This is a genomic window from Kribbella solani (assembly GCF_014205295.1).
GTDB classification, from domain to species: domain Bacteria; phylum Actinomycetota; class Actinomycetes; order Propionibacteriales; family Kribbellaceae; genus Kribbella; species Kribbella solani.
In genome coordinates, this window is the sequence record NZ_JACHNF010000001.1 from 5,348,024 (window position 1) to 5,363,557 (window position 15,534).

17 protein-coding genes are annotated in these 15,534 nt (G+C 68.0%); 11 read left to right on the forward strand and 6 right to left on the reverse strand.

Translation table 11 applies throughout. The annotated features are described in order from the left end of the window. The first annotated feature begins 8 nt into the window (after nt 1-8). From HDA44_RS24445 to HDA44_RS24465, 5 genes are all read left to right on the forward strand, one after another. Nucleotides 9-1,169 (forward strand): Gfo/Idh/MocA family protein, encoded by a 1,161-nt coding sequence (locus HDA44_RS24445; RefSeq protein ID WP_184838201.1) that lies wholly within the window; start codon nt 9-11, stop codon nt 1,167-1,169. Further along, a complete protein-coding gene (locus HDA44_RS24450) occupies nt 1,169-2,317 on the forward strand; it encodes a dihydrodipicolinate synthase family protein (RefSeq protein ID WP_184838203.1) in 1,149 nt (382 codons plus the stop codon). The genes HDA44_RS24445 and HDA44_RS24450 overlap by 1 nt, the downstream gene beginning before the upstream one ends. Beyond that, entirely contained in the window at nt 2,314-3,129 is an 816-nt protein-coding gene (locus tag HDA44_RS24455) for a sugar phosphate isomerase/epimerase family protein (protein WP_184838205.1), read from the forward strand. Before HDA44_RS24450 ends, HDA44_RS24455 begins: the two co-directional genes overlap by 4 nt. 12 nt (nt 3,130-3,141) lie before the next feature. Beyond that, nucleotides 3,142-3,897 (forward strand): sugar phosphate isomerase/epimerase family protein, encoded by a 756-nt coding sequence (locus tag HDA44_RS24460; RefSeq protein WP_184838207.1) that lies wholly within the window; start codon nt 3,142-3,144, stop codon nt 3,895-3,897. 94 nt (nt 3,898-3,991) lie between these two features. After that, complete coding sequence (locus tag HDA44_RS24465; RefSeq protein ID WP_184838209.1) at nt 3,992-5,425, forward strand: diguanylate cyclase domain-containing protein; 1,434 nt, start codon at nt 3,992-3,994, stop codon at nt 5,423-5,425. Between the two features lie 2 nt (nt 5,426-5,427). Here the strand turns inward: HDA44_RS24465 and HDA44_RS24470 are convergent, their stop codons facing one another. The 5 genes from HDA44_RS24470 to HDA44_RS24490 all read right to left on the reverse strand — a co-directional run bounded on the left by HDA44_RS24470 (nt 5,428) and on the right by HDA44_RS24490 (nt 9,655). Next, nucleotides 5,428-7,080 (reverse strand): M16 family metallopeptidase, encoded by a 1,653-nt coding sequence (locus HDA44_RS24470; protein ID WP_184838211.1) that lies wholly within the window; start codon nt 7,078-7,080, stop codon nt 5,428-5,430. 141 nt (nt 7,081-7,221) lie between these two features. Continuing rightward, on the reverse strand, nt 7,222-7,713 hold the full coding sequence (locus HDA44_RS24475; protein WP_425557199.1) for a GNAT family N-acetyltransferase: 492 nt from the start codon (nt 7,711-7,713) through the stop codon (nt 7,222-7,224). Nucleotides 7,714-7,786: 73 nt separating this feature from the next. Next, nucleotides 7,787-8,581, reverse strand: a complete 795-nt coding sequence (locus tag HDA44_RS24480; protein ID WP_184838213.1) for a Fic family protein — start codon at nt 8,579-8,581, stop codon at nt 7,787-7,789. A gap of 49 nt (nt 8,582-8,630) precedes the next feature. After that, the gene (locus HDA44_RS24485; RefSeq protein WP_184838215.1) at nt 8,631-9,428 is read right to left on the reverse strand and encodes a Fic family protein; all 798 of its coding nucleotides are present in this window, start codon (nt 9,426-9,428) and stop codon (nt 8,631-8,633) included. Further along, nucleotides 9,425-9,655 carry an antitoxin VbhA family protein gene (locus HDA44_RS24490; RefSeq protein ID WP_184838217.1) on the reverse strand — a complete coding sequence of 77 codons (231 nt, stop codon included), beginning with the start codon at nt 9,653-9,655 and terminating at the stop codon, nt 9,425-9,427. Before HDA44_RS24490 ends, HDA44_RS24485 begins: the two co-directional genes overlap by 4 nt. Nucleotides 9,656-9,783: 128 nt before the next feature. Between HDA44_RS24490 and HDA44_RS24495 the strand changes: the two genes are divergently transcribed. The 4 genes from HDA44_RS24495 (at nt 9,784) to HDA44_RS24510 (ending at nt 12,834) form a co-directional block, all read left to right on the forward strand. Then, nucleotides 9,784-10,659 (forward strand): aldo/keto reductase, encoded by an 876-nt coding sequence (locus tag HDA44_RS24495; RefSeq protein ID WP_184838219.1) that lies wholly within the window; start codon nt 9,784-9,786, stop codon nt 10,657-10,659. A 39-nt stretch (nt 10,660-10,698) separates the two neighbouring features. Further along, complete coding sequence (locus HDA44_RS24500; RefSeq protein ID WP_184838221.1) at nt 10,699-11,043, forward strand: tetratricopeptide repeat protein; 345 nt, start codon at nt 10,699-10,701, stop codon at nt 11,041-11,043. Nucleotides 11,044-11,110: 67 nt separating this feature from the next. Further along, entirely contained in the window at nt 11,111-12,223 is a 1,113-nt protein-coding gene (locus tag HDA44_RS24505; RefSeq protein ID WP_184838224.1) for an LLM class flavin-dependent oxidoreductase, read from the forward strand. Beyond that, entirely contained in the window at nt 12,220-12,834 is a 615-nt protein-coding gene (locus tag HDA44_RS24510) for an FMN reductase (protein ID WP_184838226.1), read from the forward strand. Before HDA44_RS24505 ends, HDA44_RS24510 begins: the two co-directional genes overlap by 4 nt. Here the strand turns inward: HDA44_RS24510 and HDA44_RS24515 are convergent. Next, nucleotides 12,820-13,590 (reverse strand): TetR/AcrR family transcriptional regulator C-terminal domain-containing protein, encoded by a 771-nt coding sequence (locus HDA44_RS24515; protein ID WP_184838228.1) that lies wholly within the window; start codon nt 13,588-13,590, stop codon nt 12,820-12,822. The two genes, HDA44_RS24510 and HDA44_RS24515, sit on opposite strands and share 15 nt — an antisense overlap. Nucleotides 13,591-13,685: 95 nt before the next feature. Here HDA44_RS24515 and HDA44_RS24520 point away from each other — a divergent pair, with 95 nt between their 5' ends. Together HDA44_RS24520 and HDA44_RS24525 are read left to right on the forward strand one after the other, a co-directional pair. Continuing rightward, the gene (locus HDA44_RS24520; protein WP_319036784.1) at nt 13,686-14,639 is read left to right on the forward strand and encodes an ATP-binding cassette domain-containing protein; all 954 of its coding nucleotides are present in this window, start codon (nt 13,686-13,688) and stop codon (nt 14,637-14,639) included. After that, nucleotides 14,636-15,430 (forward strand): ABC transporter permease, encoded by a 795-nt coding sequence (locus HDA44_RS24525; RefSeq protein WP_184838229.1) that lies wholly within the window; start codon nt 14,636-14,638, stop codon nt 15,428-15,430. The genes HDA44_RS24520 and HDA44_RS24525 overlap by 4 nt, the downstream gene beginning before the upstream one ends. The last annotated feature ends 104 nt before the right edge of the window (nt 15,431-15,534 follow it).

Below are 15,534 nucleotides of genomic sequence, written 5' to 3' on the forward strand. Positions count from 1 at the left end.
GCAAGACTGTGAACGAGCGACGCATCGGCATTGTGATGAACGGCGTCACCGGCCGGATGGGCCTGCGCCAGCACCTCGAGCGTTCGATCGTGGCCATCCGGGAGCAGGGCGGACTGCCCGCCGCGGACGGCACGATGATCATCCCGGAACCGATCCTGGTCGGGCGGAACGAGGCGAAGCTGCGCCGGATCGCCGAGCAGTACGGGCTGGAGCGGTGGACGACCGACCTGGCCGAGGCGCTCGCCCAGCCGGACGTCAAGATCTACTTCGACTCGCAGCTCACCCAGTTGCGGGAGAAGGGCGTCCGCGCCGCGGTCGAGGCCGGGAAGGCGATCTACTGCGAGAAGCCGATCGCCGAGAGCCTGGACGCCGCGGTCGACCTGGCCGCGCTGGTGGTCGGCTCCGGGCTGAAGAACGGCGTGGTGATGGACAAGCTGTCGCTGCCCGGCCTGCGCAAGCTGAAGCGGCTGGTCGACGGCGGGTTCTTCGGGAAGATCCTCTCGGTCCGCGGCGAGTTCGGGTACTGGGTGTTCGAGGGCGACTGGCAGGAAGCGCAGCGGCCGTCCTGGAACTACAAGCTCGAAGAGGGCGGCGGCATCATCCTGGACATGTTCTGCCACTGGCGGTACGTGCTCGACCAGACCTTCGGTCCGGTCAACTCGGTGTACTGCCAGGGCGCCACGCACATCCCGACCCGGGTGGACGAGAACGGCGACGCGTACGCCGCGACCGCGGACGACGCCGCGTACGGGATCTTCGAGCTGGAAGGTGGGATCGTCGCGCAGCTGAACTCGTCGTGGGCGACCCGGGTGTTCCGGGACGAGCTGGTCGAGTTCCATGTCGACGGGACCGAGGGGTCGGCGGTTGCCGGGCTGCGGGACTGCCGTGTCCAGCACCGGTCCGCGACGCCGAAGCCGGTGTGGAACCCGGACATCCCGGTGACCGAGAAGTTCCGTGAGCAGTGGGCGACGGTGCCGGACAACGAGACGTTCGACAACGGGTTCAAGGTGCAGTGGGAGATGTTCCTGCGGCATGTGGTCGACGACGCGCCGTTCACGTGGGACTTCGTCGAGGCGGCCAAGGGCGTGCAGTTGGCTGAGCTCGGTCTGCAGTCCTGGCGCGAGGGCCGCAAGCTCGAGGTGCCGCGACTGGAGCTCGAGGGCAAGTGATGGAGCTCGTACTTCCTTCTGCTGATGGGCTGACCAACTATCGACTCGTCGGCGAACCGGTTGCTCAAGGCACCTATGCGCCGACGCGGTCGCGGGTTGCGTACGCGGCGGCGCATGTTGTTGCCGATCCACTGGGTGACAACTCCCCTGGTGCGCCGGCGGTCGTCGATTGGGAACACACGCTGGAGTTCCGGCGGCACCTGTGGTCGCTCGGGTTGTCCGTTGCCGAGGCGATGGATACCGCCCAGCGCGGGATGGGGCTGGACTGGAAAGCCACTCAAGAACTGATCCGCCGCTCGGCCGCCGAAGCACCAGACGGTCGAATCGCTGTGGGCGTGGGCACAGACCAGCTTGCCTCAGGCAAACATTCTCTGGACGTGGTGGCCGAAGCGTACGAAGAGCAGCTGGCCGTGGCTGAGGATGTGGGCGCTCAGCCGATCTTGATGGCCAGTCGGGCTTTGTGTGGTGTTGCTTCCGGGCCTGATGATTATCGGACGGTGTACGACCGGTTGCTGGCGCAGTCGGCTCGGCCGGTGATCTTGCACTGGCTCGGGGACATGTTCGACCCGGCGCTGGCGGGCTACTGGGGTAGCGCTTCGGTCGACTCGGCCGCCGACACCGTCGTCGAACTGATCAAGGCCAATCTCGGCAAGGTCGACGGGATCAAGGTCTCGTTGCTCGACGCCACGAAAGAAGTTGCCCTGCGCAACCGGCTCCCCGAGGGCGTACGCCTCTACACCGGCGACGACTTCAACTACCCCGAACTCATCCGCGGCGACGAGAACCACCACAGCGACGCGCTGCTCGGAATCTTCGCCGCCATCGCCCCAGCGGCGGCGGCCGCCTTGAAAGCACTCGACGACGGCGACCTCGCGACGTACGAGAAGGTGTTCGCGCCGACCGTACCGTTGGCCAGGCAGATCTTCTCCGCGCCGACCTACTACTACAAAACCGGAATCGCCTTCCTGGCCTGGCTGAACGGGCATCAGCCCGGCTTCACCATGGTCGGCGGCCTGCAGACCGGGCGCTCCCTGCCGCATCTCGCCGACACGTTCCGCCTCGCCGACCAGGCCGGCGTACTGACGAACCCCGAACTCGCCGTCGACCGCTTCCGCCGGCTGCTCAACGTCAGCGGGATCGACGCATGAACCGATACAGCCTGAACCAGGCAACCACCAAGTACTGGCCGCTGGAGGACGTCGTCGGCGCGAGCGCGCAGGCCGGTCTGGAGTGGATCGGTCTGTGGCGCGAGCCGATCCAGGAGTACGGCGTCGACAAGGCCGCGAAACTGGTCGCGGACGCCGGCCTGAAGGTCTCGTCGCTGTGCCGCGGCGGCTTCTTCACCGCGACCGACCCGACCGAGCGTCAGGCCAAGATCGAGGACAACCGCCGCGCGATCGACGAAGCCGCGGCCCTCGGTACGTCGGTGCTGGTCCTGGTCAGCGGCGGGCTTCCGGCCGGATCCCGTGATCTCGACGGCGCGCGAGCGATGGTACGCGACGGCCTGGCGGAGCTGGCGCCGTACGCGGACGAGCGTGGCGTACGCCTCGGGATCGAGGCGCTGCATCCGATGTTCTGCTCGGACCGCTGTGTGGTGTCGTCACTCGGCGGCGCGCTCGATCTGGCCGAACAGTTCCCGGCGTCGCAAGTAGGCGTGATCGTCGACGCGTACCACCTGTGGTGGGACGCCGACGTGTACCGGCAGATCGAACGCGCCGGCGAGCGGATCTTGTCGTACCAGGTCAGCGACTGGGTGGTTCCGCTGCCCGCGGACACCCTGCTCGGGCGGGCGATGATGGGCGACGGTTCGATCGAACTGCGCCGGCTGCGCGCGGCCTGCGACGCGGCCGGGTACGACGGGCCGATCGAGGTCGAGATCTTCAACCGGCAACTGTGGGACGCGCCCGGGCAGGAGGTCTTCGACCTGGCGCTGGCGAGGTATCAGGAACACGTCATCTAGGAGGGTGTTTGTATGACTGACCGGACCATTCCCGCCGACGGCATCGGGATGCACCTCTACACCATGCGGGACGCGCTGGCCGAGGACTATCCAGGGACGCTGAAGCGGCTGGCCACGATCGGATACCGGACGGTCGGGGTGAGTGGACGGTTCGGCCATGACGCGGCCGAGCTCCGCGCGTACGCGGACGACGCCGGGCTCGGGATCGTCCTGGAGCACGTCGGGTACCAGCGGTTGACCGACGACTGGGCCGGCGCGCTGTCCGACGTCCGGACGCTTGGCGCGCGGTGGGCCGTGGTGCCGTCGATCCCGGCGGAGCTGCACTCGGTCGAGGGCTTCAAGACCGCCGCGGCCGCGTTCACCGAAGCCGGGAAGGTGGCCCGGGACGCCGGGCTGAAACTGCTTTTCCACAACCACGGCCACGACTTCGCGGAGGTCGACGGACGGGTGCTGTACGACATCCTGCTGGACGTCGATCCGGAGCTGCTCGGCTTCGAGCTGGATCTGTACTGGGCGGTCGACGGCGGGCACGACCCGGCGAAACTGTTCCAGCAGCACCCGGGCCGGTTCCCCGCGCTGCATGTGAAGGACATGGCCGCGGACGGTTCCTGGGAAGACGTCGGCGCCGGCAAACTCGATTTCGGCGCGATGTTCGCGTACGCGGAATCGGGCGGCGTGGAGCAGTACCTGGTCGAGCACGACAAGCCCACCGACGCGTGGGCGTCGGCCGAACGCAGCTACCGCGGGCTGACCGAACTCCGGTACTGAGAACAGGCCGGCAAGACCGGTTCAGCAAACGCTTAACCGGGTCAGCTGTGGATACAGCTGCTCACCCGCGGTGAAATCGGCCTATTCTCGACGCGTGCGGAACGAGCAAACGGTCCGGCTGACCGCCGTCCGTCGGCTGTACGAAGTGAGCGCGCGGATGGGCGCCGGGCGCAGCCTTGCCGAGACGCTGCAGGCGGTCGTCGAAGGTGTCGTGGACGGGCTCGGCTTCGGGATCGCCGTGCTGAACCTGCGGCACCCGGACGGCAAGTTCGAGGTGATCGCGGTGTCCGGGTCGCCGGAGGCGCGGGAGGCGTTGCTCGGAACGGTCAGTGCCGCGGACATCTTCGACGCGGAGTTCGCGATCGCGGACGCGTGGGGCAAGCTGCGGTTCGTACCGCATGAGCGGCTGCCCGAGGGTGAAGTGATCGGCTGGGTGCCGGACCTGCCGGTGTCGGACGATCCGGAGGCGTGGCATCCGCTGGACGCGCTGTTCGCGCCGCTGTACTCGTCCGACGGCGAGCTGGTCGGGATGCTCTCGGTGGACCTGCCCGAGGACCAGCGGCGGCCCGGGCCGGTGCACCGGGAGTTGCTGGAGATCTTCGCCACCCAGGCCGGGCTGGCGATCGACAAGGCCCGGCTGACCGACCGGCTGCTGGCCGAGAAGACCCGGCTGGAAGCGAGCGAGGCAACGTTCCGGCTGGTCTTCGAAGGTGCCGGGAACGGGATGGCGACGATCGGCTTCGACGGCGCCGAACGCGGCCTGATGCTGCGCGTGAACGATGCCTTCTGCCGCATCACCGGGTACCCGGCTGACCAACTGCTCGGCGCGCGGCTGGCGACCTTCCTCCGGGATGTGGAACCGGAGCAGACCCGGACCGAGCTGGAACAGCTTGCCGGCGGGACGTTGCGGTTCGAGCGGGTGTTCAGACAGCCGGGCGGAAACGACATCTGGCTGGGTGGTACGGCCGCGCTGGTCGCGCAAGGCGCCGGGCAGCCGCGGATTCTGCTGATCCAGATCGACGACGTCACCGCCCGCAAGGACGCCGAACGCGAGCTCCGGCACCACGCTGCCCACGATCCCCTCACCGGCCTCCCGAACCGCCGCCTCCTCCAGCACCGCTTCACCAAGGTCCTCGCCCGGACCAGAACAACCGGCCGCCCCGGCGCGCTGCTGTTCTGCGACCTCAACCACTTCAAACTCGTCAACGACAGCTACGGCCACGAGGCCGGCGACCGCGCGCTACGCGACATCGCCACCCGCCTGACCAACGCCGTACGCCACGGCGACACGGTCGCCCGCCTCGGCGGCGACGAGTTCGCGGTCCTGGCCGAAGACATCGCCGGCGACGACCTCGCCACCCTCATCACCCGCCTGGAATCCGCCGTCAGCCTCCCCCTGGACAACATCACCATCCAGGTCACCACCAGCGTCGGCTCCGTCCCCATCACCCCCACCACCACCGACCTGACCGCCCTACTCCACCAAGCCGACCAAGCCATGTACACGGCCAAGAACCGCCGGCCCTGAGCTCAGCGCTTGATGAGGTTGCGGAGGGCGACTATTACGGCGATGAGGAGGACGGCTACGGCGCCTCGGGGGGCGAGGTCTTCGCCGGGGGTGCCGGTCAGGAGGCCTGCGGCTACCAGAGTGAGGAGGATCAGGGTTACCCAGATCTCGGGTTTCTTGAGGAGGTGGGTGGTCTTGTGGCGCCAGGTCACCTGGCTTTGGGGGATGTGGTCGGGGTCGCGGGGTGGCATCGGGATCTTCAGGGTGGGCGGGATCGCGGCGTCCACGGCGGTGACGGCTTGGGGGCCGTTCTTCCAGATGGCTGGTTCCAGTCGGAGTTGGTAGCCGTCGCGGCGGATCAGTTGGCGGCCGCCGTCGGGGTACGCGACCAGGGCGGCCAGGTCTTCGTACACCGCGGAGGTGCGGCCGTTGTCGGTGTCGATGTGGGCGCTGCTCCGGCCGACGGTCAGTTCGCCCTTGACGACCGGCCAGCCGGCGGGCTTGAAGCGTTGGCCGGTCGGGACCGCCTTCGAGCTCGGTGCTTCGCCGAGCCACTCCAGCGCGGGGTCGGTGATGGCGTCGGGATCGACCGACAGCAGGAGGTTGTCCCACAGCGCGTCCGCTGCCTGTCGTACGTCGCCGACCGTGATCGCGTCGACCTCCGCGATCAGCTCGTCGCGCCCGTCGACGTCGCCGCCGAGAAGTACCTCCCGCGCGGCCGCGTACGGCATCCAGTGCTCCGCCGGTTCGGTCTTGATCCGCCGGATCTCCCGATCGAGGTCATCGCGCAGTTCGGCCGCGTCCGGACCGCGCTGCCGCAGCCGGCGCAGTACCTCGACGGTCTGCGCGACCACCGCCGGCCGTGCCTCGGGCAGCATGTCGATCCCCGCGGTGATCATCGCGTTCGCGCCGTCCACCAGCTCGTAGGACGACCACGCGCTGTACCCGACTCCGGTGCCGTGCCGGAACCCACCGTCCAGCCCGCGCTGCAGCGCCCGCGCGAGCGCTCGCCCCGCCGTAGATCGCGTCACCACGCCCGACACCGCCAGCGAGCCGGTCAAGCCGGCGAAGCCCGCCGGCAACCGCTGATCGCACGGCACCGCGGCCTGGACCGGCCGGCGCGTCCCCTCGTCCAACGGCAGCCGCAACCCGGCCGGTGGCGGACCAGTCAGTGCGAGTACTGCGTTCCCGCGCGTGAACGTGTCCGCCGCGTACGCCCGGAGCCCATCGGGATCAGCGGTGTGCAGCCCGTACTCGTCGTACCCGACAACCCCCGGTCCCTGAGCGCCGTACCGCCACAGCAGATGCAGGTCGACCGGACCAGCGCGCCGCGTAGCGCTCTCGGCGCGCAGCACTCGCCGCTCGTGTTCCAGCTCGCGAAAGTCCGGCGTACGCAGCCAATCGCACACGTCGCGAAGGAACGCCACGATGTCATCGGGTTCGCCCTCGACGTCGAAGGTCGTGTGCAACATCGAGACAGACCCGTTGATCGGGGTACGAATCGAGCCGCGATCGTGCAGCGCGAGGTGCTCCAGCAGGTGCATCCAGCCGTGCCTGGGCAGCGCCTCGTCCGCCTGGCCGCCCCGGAACCACAGGCTGGCCCGCAACTGGCGCTCGCCGGGCACCCAGTAGACCGGCACCCCGTCGACCTCGTCGGACCGCAACTCACCAGCCATCCCCGCGCATCCTCACTGATCCGGACATAGGTTGGCTCATCCTGCCGGATCTACGCGCCGCCCCACCTCCTTTTTGCCACTATTGACATCGGGGCGTGCGGGGCATCGGGGCGTACTGGGCATCGGGCGTACGGGGCGTGGTCAGCCGCCGAGCTTTGCCAACGCGTCGTCGGTGAGGCGGTAGACGGTCCATTCGTCCTGCGGTCCGGCGCCGAGGGACTTGTAGAAGTCGATGGCTGGGGTGTTCCAGTTCAGGACCGACCATTCGAGGCGTTCGTACCCGTTGCGTACGCATTCCTGGGCGAGCGCGGTCAGGAGCGCCTTGCCGAGGCCGGTGCCGCGGGTTTCGGGGCGGACGAACAGGTCTTCCAGGTAGATGCCGTGGACGCCGCGCCAGGTGGAGAAGCTCAGGAACCAGATCGCGCAGCCGACCACCTCGCCCTGATGTTCGGCGACATGCGCGAAGGCCGCGGGCGCGTCGCCGAACAGGGCGGTGTGTAGCTGGTCAGCGGTCAGGTGGCATTCCTGCGGCACGCGTTCGTACTCGGCGAGCGCGTACACCAGGTCCACAATCGCTGGGACATCCTCAGGCCGGGCACGCCGAACTCGCTCGTCGATCTGCATGCGTCCCATCTTCCCAGCCAACGATTGCCCAGCCGGACAGCACCACGATCACCCACCGGACGAGGCTCCCGATGGTCGCGCGTCAGCTGCCGCGTTCGGTACTCACATCGCTGCCCGGACCGTGCTGCGCCGGCCTGGCAGTGGTGGCATCCGGCTGCACGGTTCCGGTCAGCGGCGACCCGTCCGGGCGGGTGTACGCGGTGGTCTGCAGCCGGATCGCGTTCGCAAGGTCCGGGTCGGCGACCACGGCGGGCTCCCGGTCGACGGTCAGCTTGTCGAAGACGTCGTACATCTCCTGCTCACGGACGATGCCGTCGAACGGGTCGTGCGGAAGGGCGGCGTACGCGGCCGCGTTCCACTCCGCCTTGTCCACCCGGTCGAAGTCGAGCCGGTACCTGGACATCTCGGCGACGTGCGCCAGGAACACCTTGCTGGTGGCACCGTTGCCCTCACGGAACGGATGCGCGAAATTCTGGTGACAGTAGATCTTCGCGATGTCCTGAACAAATTCCGAGCGCGGCACCGTCGACCATTCCCGGGGTTCGATCATCCGCTCCCGGACGGTGTCGAGGAGCTCGTCCACGTGCTCGGGATAAGCGAAGAACTTCTCCTGCTTGCCGAACACCACGTCCCGGAACTCGCCCGCCCAGTCGTACACGTCCTGCAGCAGATGCCGGTGGATCGCGCGCAGGTGGGCCTGGTCGAAGGTGCGCGGGATCTCGACCTCGCCGCTGTCGAGTTGCGCCTGCCGGGCGGTTCTCAGCCGGTACTCGGCTTCCTCCAGCTGGATCCTGCTCTTGATGCCGAGTTTGTTCCGCAGGCAGTTGCCGGACTCCCAGAAGTACGCCTTCTCGCGGCGGGCCTCGTCATCCGTCACACCGCACCGCCTGCTTCTGGCCGTCGTCGAGCGCCTCGTAGACCATCGATCAGCTGCCGCGTTCGGAGTTCACATCGCTGGCCGGACCTTGCTGCGCCGGCCTGGCAGTGGTGGCATCCGGCTGCACGGTTCCGGTCAGCGGCGACCCGTCCGGGCGGGTGTACGCGGTGGTCTGCAGCCGGATCACGTTCGCGAGGTCCGGGTCGGCGGCCGCGGCGGGTTCCCTGTCGACGGTCAGCTTGCCGAAGACGTCGTACATCTCCCGCTCGGAAATGATGACCGCGAGCGGATCGTCCGGGCGGGCGGCGTTCGAGGCCGCGTTCCATTCGGCTTTGTCCACGCGGTCGAAGTCAAGACGGAACCTCGTCCTCTCCGCGAGCTGAGCCAGGAACGCCTTGCCGGCCGCACCGTTGCCCTCACGGAACGGGTGTGCGAAATTCAGGTGAGAGTAAATTCCCGCCATGTTGCTGACGAATGCCCAGCGCGGTGTCGTCGACCAGTCCCGGGTCTCGCGCACCCGACTCTCGACAACGTCGAGAAGTTCGCCGATCCGATACGGATAGGCGAAGCTCTTCTTCTCGTCCTTGTCCATTCCCACGTCCCGGAACTCACCCGCCCAGTCGTACACGTCCTGCAGCAGATGCCGGTGGATCGCGCGCAGGTGGGCCTGGTCGAAGGTGCGCGGGATCTCGACCTCGCCGCGGTCGAGTTGCGCCTGCCGCATGGCCCGCAGCCGGTACTCGGCTTTCTCCAGCTCACGCTCGTTCTTGATGCCGAGCTTGTTCCGCAGGCATTCGCCGGACTCCCAGAAGTACGCATTCCAGCGGCTGCTCCCCTCTGTTGTCACACCGCACCGCCGCCGGTGACCTTGGTCATCGTTCGGCGGACGTACTCGGCGACGTCGATCCGGCCCAGCTCGCAGTCGACCAGGTCCGCGACGTCGTCGCGTTGCGGCTCCCAGCCCTCCAGGCGGTTGTTCGCCAGCGCGTCACTGACCCGCTGCTTCTGGGCGTCGTCGAGCGGCTCGAACAGCTCTGGCCAGCGCTGGACGTAACGGCACGGCTGGTAGGCCATCGATCAGCTCCCCGCGGTAGACAGTGATCCACCAGTTTAGAACTGGTAACTGATTGAGTACTCACGGTGCTCACTGTGTGCGGATATTCAGGTTGGAATTGGCACCGGGTACGAGGCAGGTTGTACCCATGGCAGCTGACACGAACAAGACCCGTCGGATCGGTGATGTCGAGGTGTCCGCGATCGGGCTCGGCGCGATGCCGATGTCGATCGAGGGCCGGCCCGACGAGGCCCGGTCGATCGCGACCATCCACGCGGCGCTGGACGCCGGGATCACGCTGATCGACACGGCCGACGCGTACCACCTGACCGCGACCGACCTCGGTCACAACGAGACCCTGATCGCCAAGGCGCTGGCGTCGTACGCCGGTGACACCTCCGGCGTACTGGTCGCCACCAAGGGCGGCCACCTCCGCCCGGGCGACGGCACCTGGACCCAGGACGGCTCCCCGAAGTACCTGGCCGCGGCCGCCGAGGCGTCGCTGAAGCGGCTCGGTGTGGAGGCGATCGGGCTGTACCAGTTCCACCGGCCGGACCCGAAGACGCCGTACGCGGACTCGATCGGCGCGATCCGCGACCTGCTCGACGCCGGCAAGATCCGGATGGCCGGCATCTCGAACGCGAACCCGGAGCAGATCAAGCAGGCGAACGAGATCCTCGGCGGACGGCTGGTCTCGGTGCAGAACCAGTTCTCGCCCGCGTTCCGGTCCAGCGAGCCGGAGCTCGAGCTGTGCGACTCGCTGGGGATCGCGTTCCTGCCGTGGGCGCCGCTCGGCGGGATCGCGCAGGCCGGTGACCTCGGAGCGAAGCACCCCGCGTTCCACAAGCTGGCGGCCGAGCTCGGCGTCTCCCCGCATCGGCTGACGCTGGCGTGGATGCTCACCAAGTCGCCGCAGGTGATCCCGATTCCCGGTTCGAGCCGGCCGGAGACGATCCTTGACTCGTACGCCGCGCTGAACCTGCCGCTGACCGCTGACCAGGTCGCGCTCCTGGATGCCTCCTGACCTGGGCATATTCGCCGTAGCGCCGGTGTTGAGCAGCTCATGGACGACCTGCGCGCACTGAGCTACGGATTGGGACAGCAGTACTTCGACGAGCGCGACTACCGGGGTGCGATCCGGGCGCTGAAGCCGGTGGTCGACGAGACTCCGGACGATGTCGGGACCCGCCTGCTGCTGGCCCGCGCGTACTACCACGCGGCGCTGTTGAAGCCGGCCGAGGAACAACTCCTCGAAGTGATCGACCGCGAGCCGACCGAGTACTACGCGCATCTGATGATGGCCCGGACCCTGGAACGGCAGTCCCGGCCGGATGAAGCCGGGAAACACCGCCGGATCGCCGCTGCCCTCACCGGCGACGACGAACTGCTGAAGCCGCACACCGTCTGAGTGGCGGAATGCTGCAAGCCACTCCTGCGTTCTGATAGTTTAATAGTTAACCATCTAGGAGGACAGGATGCAGTTCGGCGTTTTCAGCGTCGGGGACGTGACCGCGAACCCGACCACCGGGACCACGGTGAGCGAAGGCGAGCGGATCAAGGCGATGGTCGCGATCGCGCTCAAGGCCGAAGAGGTCGGGCTGGACGTGTTCGCGCAGGGTGAGCACCACAACCCGCCGTTCGTGCCGTCGTCGCCGACCACGCAGCTGGCGTACGTGGCCGCGCGGACGTCGAAGATCGTCCTGTCCACCTCGACGACCCTGATCACCACCAACGACCCGGTGAAGATCGCCGAGGACTACGCGATGCTGCAGCACCTGGCCGACGGGCGCGTCGACCTGATGATGGGCCGCGGCAACACCGGCCCGGTGTATCCGTGGTTCGGGCAGGACATCCGGAACGGGATCGCGCTCGCGGTCGAGAACTACGCGCTGCTCCGCCGGCTCTGGCGGGAGGACGTGGTCGACTGGGAAGGCAAGTTCCGGACGCCGCTGCAGGGGTTCACCGCCACGCCGCGCCCGCTGGACGACGTACCGCCGTTCGTCTGGCACGGTTCGATCCGGTCGCCGGAGATCGCGGAGCAGGCCGCGTATTACGGTGACGGGTTCTTCCACAACAACATCTTCTGGCCGATCTCGCACACCAAGCAGATGATCGACCTGTACCGCCGCCGCTTCGAGCACTACGGGCACGGCGCCGCGGACCAGGCGATCGTCGGGCTCGGCGGGCAGATCTTCATGCGGAAGAACTCGCAGGACGCGGTACGTGAGTTCCGGCCGTACTTCGACAACGCGCCGGTGTACGGGCACGGGCCGTCGCTGGAGGACTTCAGCCGGGAGACACCGCTGACTGTCGGCAGCCCGCAAGAGGTGATCGAGCGGACGCTGTCGTTCCGGGAGCACTTCGGTGACTACCAGCGGCAGTTGTTCCTGATCGACCACGCCGGATTGCCGTTGAAGACCGTGCTGGAGCAGTTGGACATTCTCGGCGAGGAGGTCGTCCCGGTGCTGCGGAAGGAGTTCGCGGCGCTGAAGCCGGCGCACGTACCGGACGCGCCGACGCATGCTTCGCTGAAGGCGGCGGCCGAGCGGGCGCGCGACCTGGAGACCATCAAGGAGCCGACACGATGACACACTCCGGCGCCGAGCGGGTGATTGCCGTGGTGACGGCCGGGTTGACGACGCCGTCGTCGTCCCGGTTGCTGGCGGATCAGTTGGCCGAGGCGGTACGGGATGAGCTCGCGGGGCGTGGGCTGAGTACGCGGATCGAGCTGATCGAGGTACGCGACCACGCCCACGATCTGACGAACAACCTGCTCACCGGCTTTCCGTCGGCCAGTCTCCGTGCGGTTCTGGAGACGGTCGCGGCCGCCGACGCGCTGATCGTGGTCAGCCCGACCTTCAGCGCGTCGTACTCCGGCCTGTTCAAGATGTTCTTCGACGTCCTCGACGACCAGGCTCTGGCCGGTAAGCCGGTTCTGCTTGCCGCGACCGGCGGCACCGAACGGCACTCGCTGGTACTGGAGTTCGCCCTCCGGCCGCTGTTCGCGTACCTGAAGGCCCTCCCGGTGCCGACGGCGGTCTACGCCGCCTCAACGGACTGGGGTCCGAACGCGGCAACTCTCCGCCCCCGCATCACCCAGGCCGCCGCCGAACTGGTGGCGAGCCTCCATCAGGAGACTCCGACCGCGACGAACCCGTTCGCCAACCCCACCCCGTTCGAAGACCTACTGAACAGCTGACCTTTGGTCAATCAACTGACCAAGGCCGTTCAGGATTGTGGTCAGGCCGAAGGTCAGGGAGTGGGTGGCGTCCAGGGCCGACTGGAAGTGTTCGCCGACCGCCGTGCCCACTCGGCCGGCGGTCGGGAAATGGGTGCCGCTCATGACCGTGGTGAGAGTCGGCGAGATCTGACGCCACCACTCCTCGTCGGTCAGGCCCGAGTCGCGCTGGGTGCGGAGTTGCTCCGCGCCGGCGCGGGCGATCCCCTGGACGTGGGTGAGGACCAGGGCCAGCGCTGAGTCCATCTCCACGTCGGTCAGGCCGAGGCCATCCAGCGGGCGGAGCTCGGTCTCGTACTTGCGGGTGATGTTCGGGCCCAGCGCGGTCCGCATCGTCGGCACCTCGTGTATCCACGGGTGCGCGGTCAGCACCTCCCAGTTGCGGTGCGCGATGAACTCCAGCGCCGCCCGCCAGCCAGGTTGCCTCGCCGGTTCGTCGGCGTCGGCGTACAGGTCGCCGTACACCCGGTCGAACATCAGGTCGGTCAGCTCGCCCTTGCCGGGGACATGCGTGTACAGCGACATGGTGCCGACCTTCAGCCGCTCGGCGACCGTCCGCATCGACAGCGCCTCCAGTCCGACCGTGTCCGCCACCTCGACCGCCGCGTCCACGATGGCGCGCACGGTCAGGCCGGACCGGCCGGGCTTGGTGTGGCTGCCCCAGAGCAGCGCCAGACTGCGCGCCGGATCCGGTGCCGCCGCTTTTCTTCCCGCCACGGGAACCTTCCTCCGCCGCTTGCCGTTAAAGTCATCGTACCTGAGCCGTACAATGTACGGTACACTCTACGGCTCAGCGATCGGAGAGGTGGGAAGTGACAACGGAACGAGTGATCGAAGCTGCCGGGGTACGGAAGAACTACCGCGGCGGTACGGAGGGTGCGGGGCTGAACGGCTTCGACCTGGAGGTCACGGCCGGTACGGTGACCGGTCTGCTCGGCCCGAACGGTGCCGGCAAGACGACAGCAGTACGCATCCTGTCCACACTGCTGGAGCTGGATTCCGGTCAAGCGACAGTCGCCGGGTACGACGTACGCCGCCAAGGGGCCGAGGTACGGCGCCGGATCGGCCTGGTCGGGCAGTACGCGGCGGTGGACGAAGTACTGACCGGCCGGCAGAACCTGGTGCTTTTCGGCCGGCTGAATCACCTCGGTCACACCAAGGCGGTACGCCGTGCGGACGAACTACTCGAACGATTCAGTCTGACCGAGGCGGCCGGGCAAGCGGTCGGCAAGTACTCCGGCGGGATGCGGCGACGCCTCGATCTCGCGGCCAGTCTGATCGTGGCGCCGCGGGTGCTGTTCGTGGACGAGCCGACGACCGGGCTGGACCCGGCCGGGCGGATCGAGGTGTGGTCGGCGGTACGGCAACTGGTCGCCGGCGGCACGACGGTGCTGCTGACCACGCAGTACCTGGAAGAGGCGGATCAGCTGGCGAATCGGATCTCGATGTTGAAGGAGGGGAAGGTCGTCGCCGAAGGAACACCGGACGAGCTGAAGACCCGGCTGGGATCGGACTGGCTGGATCTGGTCCTGACCGATCCGGCCGAGGTGGCTCGCGTGGTCGAGCTGGCCGGGCCGTTGGCCGACGGGGACATCCGGGTGGCCGACGTACGCGTCAGTGTGCCGGTGAAGGACCGGACCAAGGCGCTGGTGGTGATGGCGAATTCGTTGCATGAGGCAAACATCGAGCCGGCCGACCTGACCTTGCGCCGGCCGACGCTGGACGAAGTGTTCCTGCACCTGACCGGAACGGAGGTGGCGGTATGACGGCGCTGTCCTGGGCGCTCGCGGACAGCTGGACGATCGCGCGGCGGACGCTGACGCACTGGCGGATGCAGCCGGGGGTGGTGATCTTCACCTGGTTCTTCCCGGTGCTGATGCTGCTGATGTTCGGCGCGCTGCTCGGCGGGGCGATGGAGATGCCGGGCGGCTCGTCGTACTACGAGCTGCTGGTCCCCGGGATCTTCGCGCTGGCGATGCTGTTCGGGCTGGAAGGCACGATGACGGCGGTCACCACCGACGTCTCGAAGGGCGTGACCGACCGGTTCCGGTCGCTGCCGATGAGCTCGGCCGCGGTCGTGCTCGGCCGGTGCATCGCGGACATGCTCGACTCGATCGTGACGCTCGCGGTGCTGGTCGGTACCGGGCTAGCGCTGGGCTGGCGGTGGCACGAAGGGCTGCCGTCGGCGCTGGCCGCGTTCGGCTTGCTGCTGTTGCTGCGGTTCGCGCTGTTGTGGGTCGGGATCTTCATCGGGCTGACCGTGAAGAACGCACAGAGCGTGAGCATGGTGCAGGTGCTGGTGTGGCCGGTCGGGTTCCTGTCCAGCGCGTTCGTGGCGACGTCGACGATGCCGGGCTGGCTGGGCACGATCGCGCAGTGGAACCCGCTGTCGTCCACGGCGACCGCGGCCCGCGCGTTCTTCGGCAACCCGGACCCGTCGGCGACGGCGACCTGGATCGGCACCCACGCGACCCTGGCCGCGATCATCGCGCCACTCGTGCTGGTCGCGATCTTCCTGCCGCTGTCGGCACACCGCTTCCGCACGTTGTCGCGGTAACCCACCCCCCCGTGCGCCTCCCCAAACCGGTTTGGGGAGGCGCACCTACCCGATTCGGGCAGCTGCACTCCCCGGTTGACGTAGAGGCCTCCCCAAAGCGGTTT

What these genes read in the sequence shown, in the direction of transcription:
- HDA44_RS24500 (WP_184838221.1), top strand. Translation starts at nt 10,699, where the DNA reads ATGGACGACCTGCGCGCACTGAGCTACGGATTGGGACAGCAGTACTTC.
- HDA44_RS24460 (WP_184838207.1), top strand. Translation starts at nt 3,142, where the DNA reads ATGACTGACCGGACCATTCCCGCCGACGGCATCGGGATGCACCTCTAC.
- HDA44_RS24525 (WP_184838229.1), top strand. Translation starts at nt 14,636, where the DNA reads ATGACGGCGCTGTCCTGGGCGCTCGCGGACAGCTGGACGATCGCGCGG.
- HDA44_RS24475 (WP_425557199.1), bottom strand. Translation starts at nt 7,713, where the DNA reads ATGGGACGCATGCAGATCGACGAGCGAGTTCGGCGTGCCCGGCCTGAG.
- HDA44_RS24470 (WP_184838211.1), bottom strand. Translation starts at nt 7,080, where the DNA reads ATGGCTGGTGAGTTGCGGTCCGACGAGGTCGACGGGGTGCCGGTCTAC.
- HDA44_RS24455 (WP_184838205.1), top strand. Translation starts at nt 2,314, where the DNA reads ATGAACCGATACAGCCTGAACCAGGCAACCACCAAGTACTGGCCGCTG.
- HDA44_RS24495 (WP_184838219.1), top strand. Translation starts at nt 9,784, where the DNA reads ATGGCAGCTGACACGAACAAGACCCGTCGGATCGGTGATGTCGAGGTG.
- HDA44_RS24505 (WP_184838224.1), top strand. Translation starts at nt 11,111, where the DNA reads ATGCAGTTCGGCGTTTTCAGCGTCGGGGACGTGACCGCGAACCCGACC.
- HDA44_RS24490 (WP_184838217.1), bottom strand. Translation starts at nt 9,655, where the DNA reads ATGGCCTACCAGCCGTGCCGTTACGTCCAGCGCTGGCCAGAGCTGTTC.
- HDA44_RS24450 (WP_184838203.1), top strand. Translation starts at nt 1,169, where the DNA reads ATGGAGCTCGTACTTCCTTCTGCTGATGGGCTGACCAACTATCGACTC.
- HDA44_RS24510 (WP_184838226.1), top strand. Translation starts at nt 12,220, where the DNA reads ATGACACACTCCGGCGCCGAGCGGGTGATTGCCGTGGTGACGGCCGGG.